The sequence below is a fragment of the Nocardioides candidus genome (assembly GCF_041321175.1).
Classification (GTDB): Bacteria; Actinomycetota; Actinomycetes; order Propionibacteriales; family Nocardioidaceae; genus Nocardioides.
On record NZ_JBGGWC010000001.1, the window covers coordinates 841,563 to 855,537 of the forward strand.

The window sequence follows — 13,975 nt, forward strand, 5'->3', positions numbered from 1 at the left end:
TCCCCCACGTACGGCACCCGATTTCCCCGGATCGAGGTGCCGAACGTGGGGGACTATCCCGATTTCGGCCCTGCAGGGTTGGATGGAGGGGTGAGCAACGAGGAGGCCCGGCCCGACGAGCTGGTGTGCGCAGGGGCCGAGGCGACCGCGGTGGAGATCATGACGCCGCGCGAGGTGCCGCTGGGCGGGCTGCGCGCGATGCCCGTACGACGGACGTTGCCCCAGCGGCAGCGCAGCCTCATCGGCGCGTGGTGCTTCCTCGACCACTACGGGCCCGACCCGGTGGCCGAGACCGGCGGGATGTCGGTCGCACCGCACCCGCACACGGGGTTGCAGACCGTGAGCTGGCTCTTCGAGGGCGAGATCGAGCACCGCGACAGCGCCGGTCACCACGCGATGGTCCGACCCGGCGAGGTGAACCTGATGACCGCCGGGCGCGGGATCAGCCACTCCGAGGTCTCGACAGCGACGACGACCACGCTCCACGGCGCCCAGCTGTGGGTCGCGCTGCCCGACGCCGCCCGGGACACCGACCCGGGCTTCGAGCACTACGCACCGTCGGAGCTGGCCGGCGAGGGCTGGCGAGGACGGGTGTTCCTCGGGTCCCTGCTCGGCGACACCTCACCGGTGGCGACCTTCACCCCGTTGCTGGGCGCCGAGGTCGTCCTCGAGCCGGGCGTGATCCTGCCCCTGGAGGTCGACCCGTCGTTCGAGCACGGCGTCCTCGTCGACCGCGGCTCGGTGACGGTGGACGGCGTGACGGCGAAGCCGGCCGAGCTCGCCTACGTGCCCCCCGGCGACGGCACCCTCGCCGTGGTGGCCGGGGACGAGGGGGCCCGCGTGCTGGTGCTCGGCGGCCCGCCCTTCGGCGAGTCGATCGTCATGTGGTGGAACTTCGTCGGCCGCACGCACGAGGAGGTCGTCGGCTTCCGCGAGGAGTGGCAGGCCCAGATCGTCCGCGAGGGCGCGGTGGTGCCCGACGCCTCCCAGGTCGACGACGGACGGTTCGGGATCGTCGCGGGCGACCGGTTGCGCCCGATCCCGGCCCCGGAGCTCCCCAACGCGCGGCTCAGGGAACGCCGCTAGGTCGCCAGGCGCGCCGCGACCGCGTCGACGCCGCGACGATCGTGCCCGCCGTCCTCCTGCCCGTCCCGGTCCCGAAGGGAGCCCACTGATGGCCGTCGAGCTCAACCACACGATCGTGCACGCCTCTGACAGGGACGCGACGGCGACGTTCCTCACCGACGTCCTCGGCCTGCCCGAGGCGGAGACCTACGGACCGTTCCGGGAGGTCAGGATGGCCAACGGGGTCAGCCTCGACGTCCTGCACGACCCCGAGCCGTTCCAGCCGCAGCACTACGCGTTCCTGGTCTCCGACGACGACTTCGACGCCATCCTCGCGCGGATCGAGGAGCGCGGCCTGACCTACTGGGCCGACCCGTTCGGGCGCGAACCCGGCCGGATCAACCACAACGACGGCGGTCGCGGGGTCTACTGGGACGCGCCCGACGGCCATCGCCTCGAGATCATCACGGTGCCGTACGGCGGCTGACCTCCGAGCGCTGTCGGACCCGCGCGGCATAGTGACGCCCATGGGACCGGTGGTCGGCGAGGACGGGGTAGGACGCTGCGCGTGGGCCGGCGGCCCGGGCCCGATGCGCGACTACCACGACGAGGAGTGGGGTCGGACCGTCAGCGGTGAGTCGGCGTACTTCGAGCGGATGACGCTCGAGGCCTTCCAGTCGGGCCTGTCGTGGGCGACGATCCTGGCCAAGCGGCCCGCCTTCCGCGAGGTCTTCGTGGGCTTCGACGCCGACGCGGTCAGCGGCTTCGGCGAGGCCGATGTCGAGCGGCTGATGGGTGACGCGCGCATCGTGCGCAACCGCGCGAAGATCCTGGCGACCGTGCAGAACGCGCGGGCGACCGTCGGCCTGCGCGACGCCGAGGGACTGGAGCGGCTGCTGCTGGGCTTCGCCCCCGACGCGGTGCCCGCCCCGGACGCCACCACCTCGCCGGAGTCGGTGGCGATGGCCAAGGAGCTGAAGCGGCGCGGCTTCGCCTTCGTCGGGCCCACGACCGCCTTCGCGCTGATGCAGGCGCTGGGGCTCTTCGACCCGCACGTGCCGGGTTGCCACCGCCAGGGCGCTCGCTGACCTAACGTGCCCGCATGACCCGCGTGCACGCGTACGGCGACGACGCCCTCGGCGACCTCGACGCCGTCGGCCTCGTCGAGCGGCTCCGGGCGGGCGAGGTCTCGATCCCCGAGGTGGTCGAGGCCGCGATCGCCCGCACCGAGCAGGTGGCCGGCGACCTCGGCGCCGTCGCCCACGCCGACTTCGCGCGGGCCCGCCGCACGGCCCGCGACCCGCACGGCGGCTACTTCGCCGGCGTACCGACGTATCTCAAGGACAACGTCGACGTCGCCGGCTGGCCGACCATGTCGGGCACCGACGCGTGGGCACCACGCGCTGCGAAGAAGGACGGTGACCTCGCCCGGATGTACCTCGCGACCGGGCTGATCCCCCTCGGGAAGACCCGGCTGTCGGAGTACGGCTTCAGCCCCAGCTGCGAGCACCCGCGTCTGGGTCCGGTGCGCTCGCCCTGGGACACCGCGCGCACCGCGGGTGCGTCCAGCGCCGGCTCCGCAGCCCTGGTCGCCGCCGGCGCGGTGCCGATCGCGCACGGCAACGACGGTGGCGGCTCGATCCGCATCCCGGCCTCGATCAACGGCCTGGTCGGCCTCAAGCCGACGCGCGGCCGGCTGGCGCAGGACGCGGTGATCCGGCAGCAGCCGATCGCGATCGTGGCCGACGGCGTGCTCACGCGCAGCGTGCGCGACACCGCCGCGTTCCTCCGCGAGGCCGAGCAGGTCTTCCGGCCGCTGCAGATGCCGCCCATCGGCGACCTCACCCGCCCGGGGCGCAAGCGCCTGCGGATCGCGCTCAACACCACGGGGGTGGAGCGGGGCGCGGATGCCGAGGTCACCGCACTGACCGAGGAGGTCGCACGGCTCCTGGAGGACCTCGGGCACACCGTGGTCGAGGCCGAGGCGCCCGTCCCGGCGACCTTCCGCGAAGACTTCCTCCTCTACTGGGCCTCCCTCGCGCTCGCCCTGCTCAGCGGCGGCCGCCGGCTGCACGGTCGCAGCTGGGTGCGCGCCCACCACGACAACCTCACCGAGGGCCTGGCCAGCCACGCGAAGCGCCACCTCCACCGGCTGCCCGGGGCGATGATTCGGCTGCGGCGCAGCACCCGCGAGGCGGCCCTCTTCTTCGAGAGGTACGACGTCGCGCTGACCCCGACCCTGGCCCACCCGACGCCGGCCATCGGCTACCTCGACCCCACCCAGGACTACGCCGCGATCGTCGAGAAGCTCTACGACTGGGTGGCCTTCACCCCGCTGTACAACGTGACCGGCACACCGGCCGTCTCGCTGCCGCTCGCGACCGCCTCCAACGGCCTTCCGCAGGGCATGATGTTCGGCGCCGGCTGGGGTCGCGAAGCGGTGCTCCTGGAGCTCGGGTACGAGCTCGAACAGGCCCGTCCCTGGGCCCGGATCCAGGACTGAGGCACCGATTTCGTCCTTCGCCCACGCGGCCTGTATCGTTCTGCGGCGTTGCCCCTTTAGCTCAGTCGGCAGAGCGTCTCCATGGTAAGGAGAAGGTCTACGGTTCGATTCCGTAAAGGGGCTCTGGGATGGAAACCCCTGGCGGGGTAGCTCAGGTGGTTAGAGCACACGGCTCATAATCGTGGTGTCGCGGGTTCGAGTCCCGCCCCCGCTACGCCAGCAGTACAGACAGCAGCAACCGAGCAGCACCTCAGACGACAGCAGCAAGGACTTCCCGTGGCCAGCAAGAGCAGCGACGTTCGCCCCAAGATCACTCTCGCGTGCGTGGAGTGCAAGGAGCGCAACTACATCACGAAGAAGAACCGGCGCAACGACCCCGACCGCCTCGAGCTGTCGAAGTTCTGCCCGCGCTGCCGCAAGCACACCGAGCACCGCGAGACGCGCTGACCGCTCGGCCTTCCGGCCTGACCGACCCGGCTCCCGTGGGGACGCCGGGTCGTGGTCATTTTCCGCGTCAGGACCCGCACTCCGACGGCCGCCAGCGATCGAACCGCCTGACGTCGTACGCCGCGAGTGCGGGCACGACCGGCCGTCCGCCCTGCAGGAAGTACGGCGCCGCCGTGGTCTCGCTCACCACCCACAGCCGGCCGGCGGCGAGCGCCACGCCCTCGGCCCCGGGGTGGAAGGCGACCCGGCGCCGCGGCGAGGCCCACAGCTCGCCGCAGTAGGTGTTGGACCGGGTGAACCAGACCCGCGCGGAGCCCGGCCCGAGGTCCGCCCACACGGCGCCCTGGACCGACCGAGGGGCGACCTGGACCTCGACGGCGTCCTCGGGGTGGATGTCGATCCGGCCCGGCGCGAGCAGGTCGGCCGGCTCGAACCAGTGCAGCTGCTTGTGGTGGTGGCCGCTGAAGCCGGCGACACCGAGCCGCCCGTCGCCGTCGATCACCAGCACCGACCCCCAGACCTCGTCGACCAGGTGCCACACCCGGCGCACCGCCAGGGACGCCGGGTCGAGCAGCCAGATCTTGGTGCGCTGGGAGACCCACAGGCCGTGCTCGTCGAGCGCGAGGCCGCCGCCGTGGCGGCAGACGTCGTGGTCACGCGGCGCATGAGCGGACTCGATCGGGGCCTGCTGCGCCAGCTCGCGGCCGGTCCGGGTGTCGATCCGGAGGAGCCGGCAGGTGTCCCGGCCGAACGGACCGTCGTCGCCGTCGTCGTAGCCGCTCACCCAGGCCTGGTGACCGCGCACGACCAGGCCCTGAGGGACGAAGTCGGTGCCGGTGCTCGGCAGCCACGACCCGGCGCAGAGGGCGTGGTCGTTGGGGAGGGCAGCCAGCGGCCCGTGGACGTACGACGGCGGGCGGCCGGCCACGTCGTCGTACTCCAGGGGGCCGCAGCCCCGGAGGGTGGCGGTCGGCTCCGGGCTGCGGGTGCCGGGCTCGTCGGAGCATCCCGCGAGGCCCAGCGCCACCGCCGCCGCGAGGACGGCGGCGAGGGTCGTGAACCGCGCCCGAGCCGACATGGCGGCAAGCATGCAGCACCCCGGCCCTAGGGTGGGGGACATGCCGATCGACCCCACGCTCGTCGGGCGCGAGTTCCCGCCGACCCGGCCCGTCGTCGTGACCGAGGAGGAGGTCGCCGCGTTCGTGGGCGCCACCGGATCGGGCTCGCGACGGATCCCCGCCACCTTCCCGATCGTGGTGACCTTCCGGGCGCTGCTGGAGTTCCTCGAGGCCGAGGAGGTCGAGCTCTCGCGGATCGTGCACGGCGACCAGAAGTTCGCCTACGAGCGGCCGGTCGAGGTCGGCGACGAGCTCACCGCCCGGCTGACGGTGACCGGCGTCCGCCAGATCGAGGGCACCGACATCCTCCGCACGACGAGCACGATCACCGACGCCGACGGGGCGCTCGTGTGCACGGCCGGCGCCACGATCGTCCACCGGAGCGGGTCATGAGCGCCCTGGAGCCGGGCGCCGAGCTCGAGCCGCAGGACTACCTCGTCACCCGCGCCGACCTCGTCGCCTACGCCGGCGCGTCGGGCGACCACAACCCGATCCACCAGGACGAGGCGGTCGCACGGATGGTCGGGCTGCCGGGCGTCATCGCGCACGGGATGTACACGATGGCCCTCGCGGCCCGGGCGGTCGCGACGTGGAGCGACGAGGCCGAGGTGGTCGAGCTCGGCTGCAAGTTCACCGCACCGGTGGTGGTGCCGGCCGAGGGTGGCGCCACGGTGCGGGTCGCCGGCACGGTCAAGTCCGTCGCCGACGGCCGCGCGACGATCGCGCTCGAGGTCACCTGTGGCGGTGAGAAGGTCCTCGGCGCACCGAAGGCGGTCGTCCGTGTCTGATCGGCTGGCCGACCACACCACGCTGCGGCTCGGCGGTCCCGCCCGCACATGGGTGCGGGCGACCTCCGAGGAGGAGCTGGTCGCCGCCGTCAGCGAGGCCGACGCCGCGGGCGAGCCGGTGCTCGTGGTCGGCGGGGGCAGCAACCTGGTCGTCGCCGACGAGGGGTTCGCGGGCACCGTCGTGGAGGTCGCCACCCGCGGGGTGAGCGCCGACGTGGGCGACTCCGACGACCCGACCTGCGGGGGAGCACTCGTGACCGTCGCGGCGGGGGAGACCTGGGACGACCTCGTCGCCCGGGCCGTCGAGCGCGGCTGGGTGGGAGTCGAGGCGCTGTCGGGCATCCCCGGCTCCGTCGGCGCGACGCCGGTCCAGAACGTCGGCGCCTACGGACAGGAGGTCGCCCAGACCATCGCCTCGGTGCGGGTGTGGGACCGCAAGCTCCGCGGCATCCGCACTTTCGCGGCCGCCGACTGCGGTTTCGGCTACCGCACCTCGCGCTTCAAGGTCGACCGCTACGACGCCAACGGCGGCCGGCACCTGGTGCTGTCGGTGACGTTCCAGCTGCGGCAGGGGTCGCTGTCGGCACCGGTCGCGTACGGCGAGCTCGCCGCTGCCCTGGGGGTCGAGACCGGGCAGCGCGCGCCCCTGGCAGAGGTGCGGTCCGCCGTGCTCGCGCTGCGTGCGGGGAAGGGGATGGTGCTCGACCCCGCCGACCACGACACGTGGAGCGCCGGCTCGTTCTTCACCAACCCCGTGGTGCCCGCCGACGTCGTGCCGGAGGGCGCGCCGGCGTGGCCGGCCGAGGGGGGCCTGGTGAAGACGAGCGCCGCGTGGCTCATCGAGCACGCGGGCTTCGGGAAGGGGCACGGCCTCGACAGGGACCCGGCGCCGGTCGCGCTCTCGACCAAGCACACCCTCGCCCTCACCAACCGAGGCACCGCGACCGCGGCCGACCTCCTCGCGCTCGCGCGGGAGGTCCGCGACGGGGTCGAGGCCACCTACGGCATCGCCCTCGTCAACGAGCCGGTCCTCGTCGGCTGCTCGCTCTAGTCGGGATCGACGATCGCCATCAGGCGGACCAGGCTCTCGACGTAGGCCCGGGTGTCCTCGCGCGCGAGCGCGGCGGTCGGCGTGGTGACCAGCGAGATGACGATCCGGTAGCCCCACTCGGCGGCCGAGCGGGGGTCGAGCGGCGAGGCCGACCGGCTCAGCGCACGGGCGAGCTGGTCCTCGAACAACCCGACCACGCGCTCGACGAGAGGTCCGGACGCGGTCGTCAGCGCCGGCAGGATGATCTCGGGGTGCTCCCGGAGCGCCTTCTGCAGCAGCGCGTGGTCGCGCGCGTAGTCGACGACGAAGACGATGGCGCCGACCAGGTGGGCCTGGAGGTCGTCGCTGCGCTGCAGCACGGGCATCGCGGCGCCGAAGAAGCGGTCGAGCTCGCGGTCGAGGATCGCGGCCACGATCGCGGCCTGGTCGCCGACGTACTTGTAGACCGTCGGGCGCGAGATGCCGGCGCGTTCGGCGATGGCGGCGTGCAGCCGTGCGTCGAGGCCCTCGGCGAGCAGGCACTCCGTCGCGGCGTCGAGGATCCGGTCGCGGATCTGCTCGGCCGCGTCCGGGCGGGCAGGCCCGGGACGGAGGGGGGTGGCGCTCGCCATGGCGGCATCGTACGACCCCTTGACCGGTCGTTGACGAAATGCGAGGCTATGTAAACAACTTGGCCGAGATCCTCCGGGAAGGACCCGCATGACCACCACTCCCGAGCGCACCATGGACAAGGTCGCCGGACGCCTCATCAACGGGTCCGTGCGCCGTTCCTACGAGCCCGCCGTCGCCATCGACTGGGATGCGCCGCTCGTCGACGGGAAGTACTTCCTGCCCAAGGAGGTCGTCTCCCTCTACGGCACCCCCTACTGGGAGGAGCTGACCGAGGAGCAGCGCATCGAGCTCTCGCGCCAGGAGATGGCCAACATCCTCTCGGTCGGGCTCTGGTTCGAGAACATCCTCAACCGCGGGCTGCTGCTCCAGCTGCTGCGCGAGGACCCCACCACGCCGTTCGCCCACTACGTGCTCACCGAGATGGGCGACGAGTGCCGCCACATGACCATGTTCGGCAAGGTGATCGACCGCATGGGCGCCCGGCCGTTCCGGATGGGCCTGGCCGACCGCGTGGCCGCGGCGCTGCTCCCGCACTTTCTCCACGGGTCGTTGCTCTGGGTCGGCGCGCTCATCGGCGAGGAGATCTTCGACGCCCAGCAGCGGCGCATCATGACCGACCCCGAGCTGCAGCCCGTCGTGGCGCAGCTGATGCGGATCCACGTGACGGAGGAGGCGCGCCACATCAAGTTCGCCCGCGAGGGCGTGGTGCACCGCCTGCAGCACGCGTCACGGCTCGAGCGCTTCCTGGTGGCCAACCTCCAGGGCCTCGGCGGGCCGACGATGCGGCGCTGCCTGGTGCACCGCGGCATCTACCACCGCGCCGGGCTCGACGTGGAGCGCGCCTACCGCGAGGCGATGGCCAACCCCCACCACCAGGAGATGGCGCGGGTCGGCTTCGCCTCCCTCGCGGCCTTCCTCGAGGACAACGGGCTGATGACCCGCTTCAGCCGCCGGCTGTGGCGGCGCTCCGGGTTCCTGGCATGAAGCGGCGCAGGCCCCGGCGCCACCCCGCGGGCATGGCGTTCGTCCCGCCCGACGACGGCGAGGGGTACGACGGCCCCGCGACCGTGCTGGTCGGCGACGACGTGCTGGCGGTGACGGTCCACCTCGCCGGCCACCTCGAGCCGCTCGACGGGTTCTTCCACTGGTACGGCCGCATCGACCGCTGCGCCGGCCTCGTCACCGCGAAGGACGCGGGCGCCACGACCGGCGAGCTCGTCGTCGGTGACGGGCCGCCGGCCACGGTGCGCCTCGCCGAGTACGACGCCTGGGGACACGTGCAGGTCAACGGCACCGGCGCGCCGCCGTACTCCCTGGAGAGGGTGGAGGTCGACCTGCCGGCCTAGCCGGCGGCCAGCCCCATGGCGCGTCGTGTGCCTGAGGACGGCGGATGGGGTGTTGTCAGGCACACGACTGCTCCGTCGTGATCGCCCCGCCTGGGGTCGTGTGCCTGACGACGCCTCCCAGTGAGTCCTCAGGCACACGACTGCTTCGTCGTGGTCGTCTCGGCGGCCTAGCCGGCGGCCAGCCAGGCGTCGATGTCGGCCTCCGCCGCCTTGCGTACGTCGTCGGGTGCCCTGCTGGCACGCAGGGACATCCGCGCGAGCTCGGCGAGCTGCTCGTCGGTGAGCCCGTGCGCTGCGCGCATGGTGGCGTACTGGCCCGCGAGCCGCGACCCGAAGAGGAGCGGGTCGTCGGCGCCGAGGGCGATGGTCGCGCCGGCCGCGAGCAGCGCCGGCAACGGCACCGACGTGGGGTCGGAGTAGACCCCGAGAGCCACGTTGGAGACCGGGCAGACCTCGAGGGCGACCCCGGCGTCGACGATGCGCGCGAGCAGCTCGGGGTCCTCGGCGGCGCGGACGCCGTGGCCGAGCCGGTCGGCGTGCAGGGTGTCGAGACAGGTCCGGATGTGCTCGGGTCCGCGCAGCTCGCCGCCGTGCGGGGCCAGCAGGAGCCCGGCACGCTCGGCGATCGCGAACGCTCCGGCGAAGTCGGCGGTGGAGCCGCGCCGCTCGTCGTTCGAGAGCCCGAAGCCGACCACGCCGCGGTCGGCGTACTGCGCGGCGAGCCGGGCCAGGGTGCGGGCGTCGAGCGGGTGGCGGGTGCGGTTGGCGGCGATCACGACCGCCATGCCGAGCCCGGTGGTCGCGCTGGCGTCGCGCACCGCGTCGAGCACCAGGTCGGTGAACGCCGTGATCCCGCCGAAGCGCGCTGCGTAGCCGCTGGGGTCGACCTGGATCTCCAGCCACCGCCCGCCGTCCGCGACGTCGTCCTCGGCGGCCTCGCGGACCAGCCTGCGCACGTCGTCCTCCGTGCGCAGGACCGAACGGGCCACGTCGTAGAGCCGCTGGAAGCGGAACCAGCCCTTCTCGTCGGCCGCCGTCAGCTGCGGGGGCCACTCGGTGACCAGCGCGTCGGGGAGGTGGATCCCGTCGCGCGCGGCCAGCTCGAGCAGGGTCGCGTGGCGCATGGACCCGGTGAAGTGCAGGTGGAGGTGCGCCTTCGGGAGGGTGTGGGGGTCGCGCACGGTGGCCATGCTAGGTGTGGTGCGCGGACGGAGCGCTTTTGGCCCGCTTGGTCCGGGATGCGTAGACTCCACCCTGGTGGATTTCCCCCATGGTGTGTCGCGCCCTCGTGACGGTGGTCACGGAGTGCGAGGAGGCCGGGCTCGGATGGGCTGGGGAGCCGTCGGAGGGCACTAGCTCAACTGGCAGAGCATCGGTCTCCAAAACCGAAGGTTGGGGGTTCAAGTCCCTCGTGCCCTGCAGGACCAGGTGAACGACCAGACGATGAAGAGGTGAGCAGCGTGTCGGACTCCCATGCGACCCCGAAGGGCCGCACGTCCGACGCCGGCAGGTCCGGCGACCGGCGCACGGGGCCGGTGACGTTCTACCGTCAGGTGGTCGCCGAGCTGCGCAAGGTCGTCTGGCCGACGCGCGAGCAGCTGTCGACGTACTTCTTCGTCGTCCTGGTCTTCGTGCTCGTGATGATCACGATGGTCTCCTTGCTCGACCTCGGTCTGGGCAAGCTGGTCTTCGCGGTCTTCACCGGCGCGGACAACGTGTGACGCCTGCCGGTTCGGCAGCGATCACCCCCGAGCAACAGCAACTGATGGAGCAGCACGTGTCGGAGCAGTACGACGCCGCCCCGGAGACGGGCGAGGACGTCACCGCCCCCGAGGAGATCGAGGACGCCGAGAGCGCACTCGAGACCGATGAGGGCGCACCCAGCGACGACGAAGGCGACCTCGACGCCGACGAGAGCGCACTCGATGCCGATGAGAGCGTCCTCGACGCCGAGGTCGAGGGCGACGGCGACGAGGTAGCCGCCGAGGCCGACGAGAGCGCCGACGCCGGCGAGGAGCTCGACCCGCTGGAGGCCTTCCGGCGCGAGCTCATGATGAAGCCCGGCGAGTGGTTCGTGGTGCACACCTACTCCGGCATGGAGAACCGGGTGAAGCACAACCTGGAGAACCGCATCCACTCCCTCAACATGGAGGACTTCATCCACGAGATCGTGGTCCCCACCGAGGAAGTCGCCGAGATCAAGAACGGCCAGCGCAAGATGGTCCGCCGCACCGTGCTGCCCGGCTACGTCCTGGTCCGGATGGACCTCACCGACGAGTCGTGGGCCGCCGTGCGCCACACCCCGTCCGTCACCGGCTTCGTCGGCCACAGCCACCAGCCGGTGCCGCTGAGCATGGACGAGGTCGAGAAGATGCTCGCCCCGACGATCGTGATGCCGGCCGCGGCCGACTCCGAGGGCTCCGGCGCCAGCGGTGCCGCGGGCTCCTCCACCGCCAAGAAGCCGATCGAGGTCGCCGACTTCGGCGAGGGCGACTCGGTGATGGTGGTCGACGGTCCGTTCGCCACGCTGCACGCGACGATCACCGAGATCAACGCCGAGGCGCAGCGCCTCAAGGCGCTGGTCGAGATCTTCGGTCGCGAGACCCCGGTCGAGCTGAGCTTCTCGCAGGTTCAAAAGGTCTGATCACGCCGCCGCGACCGAGCTTGCGAGGTCGCGGACCACGGCGGGAGGTCGAGTAGCGCCACGGCTGAGGAACGAAGCCGTGAGGCGCGTATCGAGACCCGGTGAGCCGAGAGGCGACCGCAATTTCGCAGGTCCCGCTCATCAGCGGCAGAATGACCAGGTTGCTCGAGCAACAGGTGGCAGAGGCGTACGACGTACTCCTCGTCATGACCACGAGAAGAAAGAGATAGAGGAATGCCTCCCAAGAAGAAGATCGCCGCACTGGTCAAGGTGCAGCTGCAGGCCGGTGCGGCCACCCCGGCTCCGCCGGTCGGTACCGCCCTCGGTCCGCACGGCGTCAACATCATGGACTTCTGCAAGGCGTACAACGCCCAGACGGAGTCCATGCGCGGCAACGTCATCCCGGTCGAGATCACGATCTACGAGGACCGGTCGTTCGACTTCATCACCAAGACCCCGCCGGCCGCCGAGCTGATCAAGAAGGCTGCCGGTCTCAAGAAGGGCTCGGGCGTCCCGCACAAGGAGAAGGTCGGCAAGCTGACCAAGGACCAGGTGCGCGAGATCGCCAACACGAAGCTCCCTGACCTCAACGCCAACGACATCGACGCCGCGATGAAGATCGTGGAGGGCACCGCCCGCTCCATGGGCGTCACCGTCGAGGGCAGCTGAACCACCGTGGGAGGGCCGCTGCGGCCCGCTGACCACTACTCCTAGACAACTAAGGAATCACCATGCAGCGCAGCAAGACCTACCGCGCCGCGACGGAGACGTTCGACAAGGACGAGCTCTACGCGCCGCTGGCCGCGATCAAGATCGCCAAGGCCACCAGCAAGAAGAAGTTCGACGAGACCGTCGACGTCGTCATGCGCCTGGGTGTCGACCCGCGCAAGGCCGACCAGATGGTGCGCGGCACCGTCAACCTGCCCCACGGCACCGGCAAGACGGCTCGCGTCCTCGTGTTCGCGAACGGCGACAAGGCCGAGGCCGCTCGTGAGGCCGGCGCCGACGTCGTCGGTGGCGACGAGCTCATCGACAAGGTCGCCGGCGGCTGGCTCGACTTCGACGCCGTCGTCGCGACGCCCGACATGATGGGCAAGGTCGGCCGCCTCGGTCGCGTGCTCGGCCCCCGTGGCCTCATGCCCAACCCGAAGACCGGCACGGTCACCCCCGACCCGGCCAAGGCCGTGACGGACATCAAGGGCGGCAAGATCGAGTTCCGCGTCGACCGCCACGCCAACCTGCACTTCATCATCGGCAAGGCGTCCTTCACCGAGAGCGCTCTCGTGGAGAACTACGCCGCCGCCCTCGAGGAGGTGCTGCGGCTCAAGCCGTCGAGCTCCAAGGGCCGCTACCTGAAGAAGGTCACCGTCTCTACGACGATGGGCCCCGGCGTCCAGGTCGACCCCAACCGGGTCAAGAACGTCACGGTCGAGGACGAGGCCTCCGCAGGCTGAGCCTGCCGAGCCCACGGCACCCGGGCCGGACGTCGCTGTCTCGAGACCCGGAGAGACGAAAGGGCGCCGCAACCCCTGAGGGTTGCGGCGCCTTCTCGATTTCGTACGACGACCGGCTGGTCAGCTCTTCCTGCGCAGCCAGCCGTCCGGCACGGCGGAGATGAGCAGCTTCTGGTTGATGTCCTGGTCGATCTCGAAGTCGGGGTTCTCCTTGAGGAACTCCCACACGGCCGTCTTGGGGTTGTCGCCCTGCGACCAGGGGCGGTCGGGGAACACGCTGTCGTCCATGTCCTCGACGATCGTGTCGAAGACCAGGCAGTAGCTGCCGGGCGTGACGAGCGGTGCGTAGTAGGCGAGCTCCTTGGCGACGTGCTCGTGGGTGTGCATCGAGTCGAGTGAGACCAGCACGGTCTTGTAGCCCTTGGCGTGCTCGGCGACCTGGGCGGCCATCTCGTCGGTGACCGAGGAGCCCTGGAGCATGTCGATGCGCGAGCTCATCGGGTGCTCCTCGATGAGCTTGCGGTTGTGGTCGCGGATGTCGATGTCGACGCCGAGCACCTTGCGCTTGGGGTTGGCCGGGTCGAGCGTGGTGCCCTCGGCGACCGCGTCGGCGTAGTCGAGCATGGCGAGCAGCGAGGCGCTGAGCACCAGCGAGCCGCCGTGGGCGATCCCGGTCTCGATGATGAGGTCGGGCTTCACCGCCCAGACGACCTCCTGGTAGGCGACCATGTCGGCCGGGAACTGGATGACCGGGCGGCCGAGCCAGTCGAAGTTGTACATGTACTTCTGGCTGAAGGCGCGGGTCACCCAGTCGATCGACTGCTTCTGCCACTCCGCGTCGCCGGGGTAGCCGTTGACGAAGTCACGGCGCTCTCCCTCGAACTGGGCGATCGGGTCACTGGTTGCGTCTGCCACTTGCTGGCCTTTCTCGGAGCGGTCGGTCGGTG

General features: G+C 71.4%; 18 protein-coding genes and 3 tRNA genes. 17 read left to right on the top strand and 4 right to left on the bottom strand.

Annotated features, from left to right (window positions below):
• Positions 1–90: 90 nt before the first annotated feature.
• From ACAX67_RS04135 to rpmG, 7 genes are all read left to right on the top strand, one after another.
• A complete protein-coding gene (locus ACAX67_RS04135; RefSeq protein ID WP_370702543.1) occupies positions 91–1,086 on the top strand; it encodes a pirin family protein in 996 nt (331 codons plus the stop codon).
• Positions 1,087–1,174: 88 nt separating this feature from the next.
• Positions 1,175–1,552 carry a VOC family protein gene (locus ACAX67_RS04140; RefSeq protein ID WP_370702544.1) on the top strand — a complete coding sequence of 126 codons (378 nt, stop codon included), beginning with the start codon at positions 1,175–1,177 and terminating at the stop codon, positions 1,550–1,552.
• 40 nt (positions 1,553–1,592) lie between these two features.
• Complete coding sequence (locus ACAX67_RS04145; protein WP_370702545.1) at positions 1,593–2,153, top strand: DNA-3-methyladenine glycosylase I; 561 nt, start codon at positions 1,593–1,595, stop codon at positions 2,151–2,153.
• A 14-nt stretch (positions 2,154–2,167) separates the two neighbouring features.
• A complete protein-coding gene (locus tag ACAX67_RS04150) occupies positions 2,168–3,568 on the top strand; it encodes an amidase (protein ID WP_370702546.1) in 1,401 nt (466 codons plus the stop codon).
• Between the two features lie 50 nt (positions 3,569–3,618).
• Positions 3,619–3,691, top strand: a tRNA-Thr gene (locus ACAX67_RS04155).
• A gap of 17 nt (positions 3,692–3,708) precedes the next feature.
• Positions 3,709–3,782 (top strand) — tRNA-Met (locus ACAX67_RS04160).
• A gap of 62 nt (positions 3,783–3,844) precedes the next feature.
• Positions 3,845–4,015, top strand: coding sequence for a 50S ribosomal protein L33 (rpmG, locus tag ACAX67_RS04165; protein ID WP_370702547.1), 171 nt, complete (start codon positions 3,845–3,847; stop codon positions 4,013–4,015).
• A gap of 67 nt (positions 4,016–4,082) precedes the next feature.
• Here rpmG and ACAX67_RS04170 read toward each other — a convergent pair whose 3' ends face one another.
• On the bottom strand, positions 4,083–5,093 hold the full coding sequence (locus tag ACAX67_RS04170; protein WP_370702548.1) for a hypothetical protein: 1,011 nt from the start codon (positions 5,091–5,093) through the stop codon (positions 4,083–4,085).
• A gap of 40 nt (positions 5,094–5,133) precedes the next feature.
• Between ACAX67_RS04170 and ACAX67_RS04175 the strand changes: the two genes are divergently transcribed.
• The 3 genes from ACAX67_RS04175 to ACAX67_RS04185 are packed head-to-tail and all read left to right on the top strand — an operon-like array spanning position 5,134 to position 6,972.
• Positions 5,134–5,526, top strand: a complete 393-nt coding sequence (locus ACAX67_RS04175) for an FAS1-like dehydratase domain-containing protein (protein ID WP_370702549.1) — start codon at positions 5,134–5,136, stop codon at positions 5,524–5,526.
• Positions 5,523–5,921 (top strand): MaoC/PaaZ C-terminal domain-containing protein, encoded by a 399-nt coding sequence (locus tag ACAX67_RS04180; protein WP_370702550.1) that lies wholly within the window; start codon positions 5,523–5,525, stop codon positions 5,919–5,921. Before ACAX67_RS04175 ends, ACAX67_RS04180 begins: the two co-directional genes overlap by 4 nt.
• The gene (locus ACAX67_RS04185) at positions 5,914–6,972 is read left to right on the top strand and encodes a UDP-N-acetylmuramate dehydrogenase (protein WP_370702551.1); all 1,059 of its coding nucleotides are present in this window, start codon (positions 5,914–5,916) and stop codon (positions 6,970–6,972) included. Before ACAX67_RS04180 ends, ACAX67_RS04185 begins: the two co-directional genes overlap by 8 nt.
• On the opposite strand, the gene ACAX67_RS04190 is transcribed toward ACAX67_RS04185, so the two are convergent.
• The gene (locus ACAX67_RS04190) at positions 6,969–7,583 is read right to left on the bottom strand and encodes a TetR/AcrR family transcriptional regulator (protein WP_370702552.1); all 615 of its coding nucleotides are present in this window, start codon (positions 7,581–7,583) and stop codon (positions 6,969–6,971) included. The genes ACAX67_RS04185 and ACAX67_RS04190 overlap by 4 nt on opposite strands.
• A gap of 88 nt (positions 7,584–7,671) precedes the next feature.
• On the opposite strand from ACAX67_RS04190, the gene ACAX67_RS04195 reads away from it, so the two are divergent.
• A complete protein-coding gene (locus tag ACAX67_RS04195; protein WP_370702553.1) occupies positions 7,672–8,568 on the top strand; it encodes an AurF N-oxygenase family protein in 897 nt (298 codons plus the stop codon).
• Positions 8,565–8,930, top strand: coding sequence for a DUF4873 domain-containing protein (locus tag ACAX67_RS04200; RefSeq protein WP_370702554.1), 366 nt, complete (start codon positions 8,565–8,567; stop codon positions 8,928–8,930). Before ACAX67_RS04195 ends, ACAX67_RS04200 begins: the two co-directional genes overlap by 4 nt.
• Positions 8,931–9,097: 167 nt before the next feature.
• Here the strand turns inward: ACAX67_RS04200 and ACAX67_RS04205 are convergent, their stop codons facing one another.
• On the bottom strand, positions 9,098–10,120 hold the full coding sequence (locus ACAX67_RS04205; protein WP_370702555.1) for an adenosine deaminase: 1,023 nt from the start codon (positions 10,118–10,120) through the stop codon (positions 9,098–9,100).
• A gap of 156 nt (positions 10,121–10,276) precedes the next feature.
• Here ACAX67_RS04205 and ACAX67_RS04210 point away from each other — a divergent pair.
• The 5 genes from ACAX67_RS04210 (at position 10,277) to rplA (ending at position 13,028) form a co-directional block, all read left to right on the top strand.
• Positions 10,277–10,349: transfer RNA gene (locus ACAX67_RS04210), tRNA-Trp, on the top strand.
• Between the two features lie 32 nt (positions 10,350–10,381).
• Positions 10,382–10,651, top strand: a complete 270-nt coding sequence (secE, locus tag ACAX67_RS04215; RefSeq protein WP_370702556.1) for a preprotein translocase subunit SecE — start codon at positions 10,382–10,384, stop codon at positions 10,649–10,651.
• 44 nt (positions 10,652–10,695) lie between these two features.
• On the top strand, positions 10,696–11,574 hold the full coding sequence (gene nusG / locus ACAX67_RS04220) for a transcription termination/antitermination protein NusG (RefSeq protein WP_370702557.1): 879 nt from the start codon (positions 10,696–10,698) through the stop codon (positions 11,572–11,574).
• A 234-nt stretch (positions 11,575–11,808) separates the two neighbouring features.
• The gene (rplK, locus tag ACAX67_RS04225) at positions 11,809–12,243 is read left to right on the top strand and encodes a 50S ribosomal protein L11 (protein WP_370702558.1); all 435 of its coding nucleotides are present in this window, start codon (positions 11,809–11,811) and stop codon (positions 12,241–12,243) included.
• Between the two features lie 62 nt (positions 12,244–12,305).
• Entirely contained in the window at positions 12,306–13,028 is a 723-nt protein-coding gene (gene rplA, locus ACAX67_RS04230; protein WP_370702559.1) for a 50S ribosomal protein L1, read from the top strand.
• Positions 13,029–13,148: 120 nt separating this feature from the next.
• On the opposite strand, the gene ACAX67_RS04235 is transcribed toward rplA, so the two are convergent.
• Positions 13,149–13,943: a cephalosporin hydroxylase family protein gene (locus ACAX67_RS04235; protein WP_370702560.1), complete on the bottom strand. Its 795-nt coding sequence runs from the start codon at positions 13,941–13,943 to the stop codon at positions 13,149–13,151.
• Between the last annotated feature and the right edge of the window lie 32 nt (positions 13,944–13,975).

Excerpts from the sequence above, each read along its gene's own strand:
- rplA (WP_370702559.1), top strand. The coding sequence starts at position 12,306 with ATGCAGCGCAGCAAGACCTACCGCGCCGCGACGGAGACGTTCGACAAG.
- ACAX67_RS04200 (WP_370702554.1), top strand. The coding sequence starts at position 8,565 with ATGAAGCGGCGCAGGCCCCGGCGCCACCCCGCGGGCATGGCGTTCGTC.
- nusG (WP_370702557.1), top strand. The coding sequence starts at position 10,696 with ATGGAGCAGCACGTGTCGGAGCAGTACGACGCCGCCCCGGAGACGGGC.
- ACAX67_RS04190 (WP_370702552.1), bottom strand. The coding sequence starts at position 7,583 with ATGGCGAGCGCCACCCCCCTCCGTCCCGGGCCTGCCCGCCCGGACGCG.
- ACAX67_RS04205 (WP_370702555.1), bottom strand. The coding sequence starts at position 10,120 with ATGGCCACCGTGCGCGACCCCCACACCCTCCCGAAGGCGCACCTCCAC.
- ACAX67_RS04140 (WP_370702544.1), top strand. The coding sequence starts at position 1,175 with ATGGCCGTCGAGCTCAACCACACGATCGTGCACGCCTCTGACAGGGAC.
- rplK (WP_370702558.1), top strand. The coding sequence starts at position 11,809 with ATGCCTCCCAAGAAGAAGATCGCCGCACTGGTCAAGGTGCAGCTGCAG.
- ACAX67_RS04180 (WP_370702550.1), top strand. The coding sequence starts at position 5,523 with ATGAGCGCCCTGGAGCCGGGCGCCGAGCTCGAGCCGCAGGACTACCTC.
- ACAX67_RS04170 (WP_370702548.1), bottom strand. The coding sequence starts at position 5,093 with ATGTCGGCTCGGGCGCGGTTCACGACCCTCGCCGCCGTCCTCGCGGCG.
- ACAX67_RS04145 (WP_370702545.1), top strand. The coding sequence starts at position 1,593 with ATGGGACCGGTGGTCGGCGAGGACGGGGTAGGACGCTGCGCGTGGGCC.
- ACAX67_RS04150 (WP_370702546.1), top strand. The coding sequence starts at position 2,168 with ATGACCCGCGTGCACGCGTACGGCGACGACGCCCTCGGCGACCTCGAC.
- ACAX67_RS04175 (WP_370702549.1), top strand. The coding sequence starts at position 5,134 with ATGCCGATCGACCCCACGCTCGTCGGGCGCGAGTTCCCGCCGACCCGG.
- ACAX67_RS04195 (WP_370702553.1), top strand. The coding sequence starts at position 7,672 with ATGACCACCACTCCCGAGCGCACCATGGACAAGGTCGCCGGACGCCTC.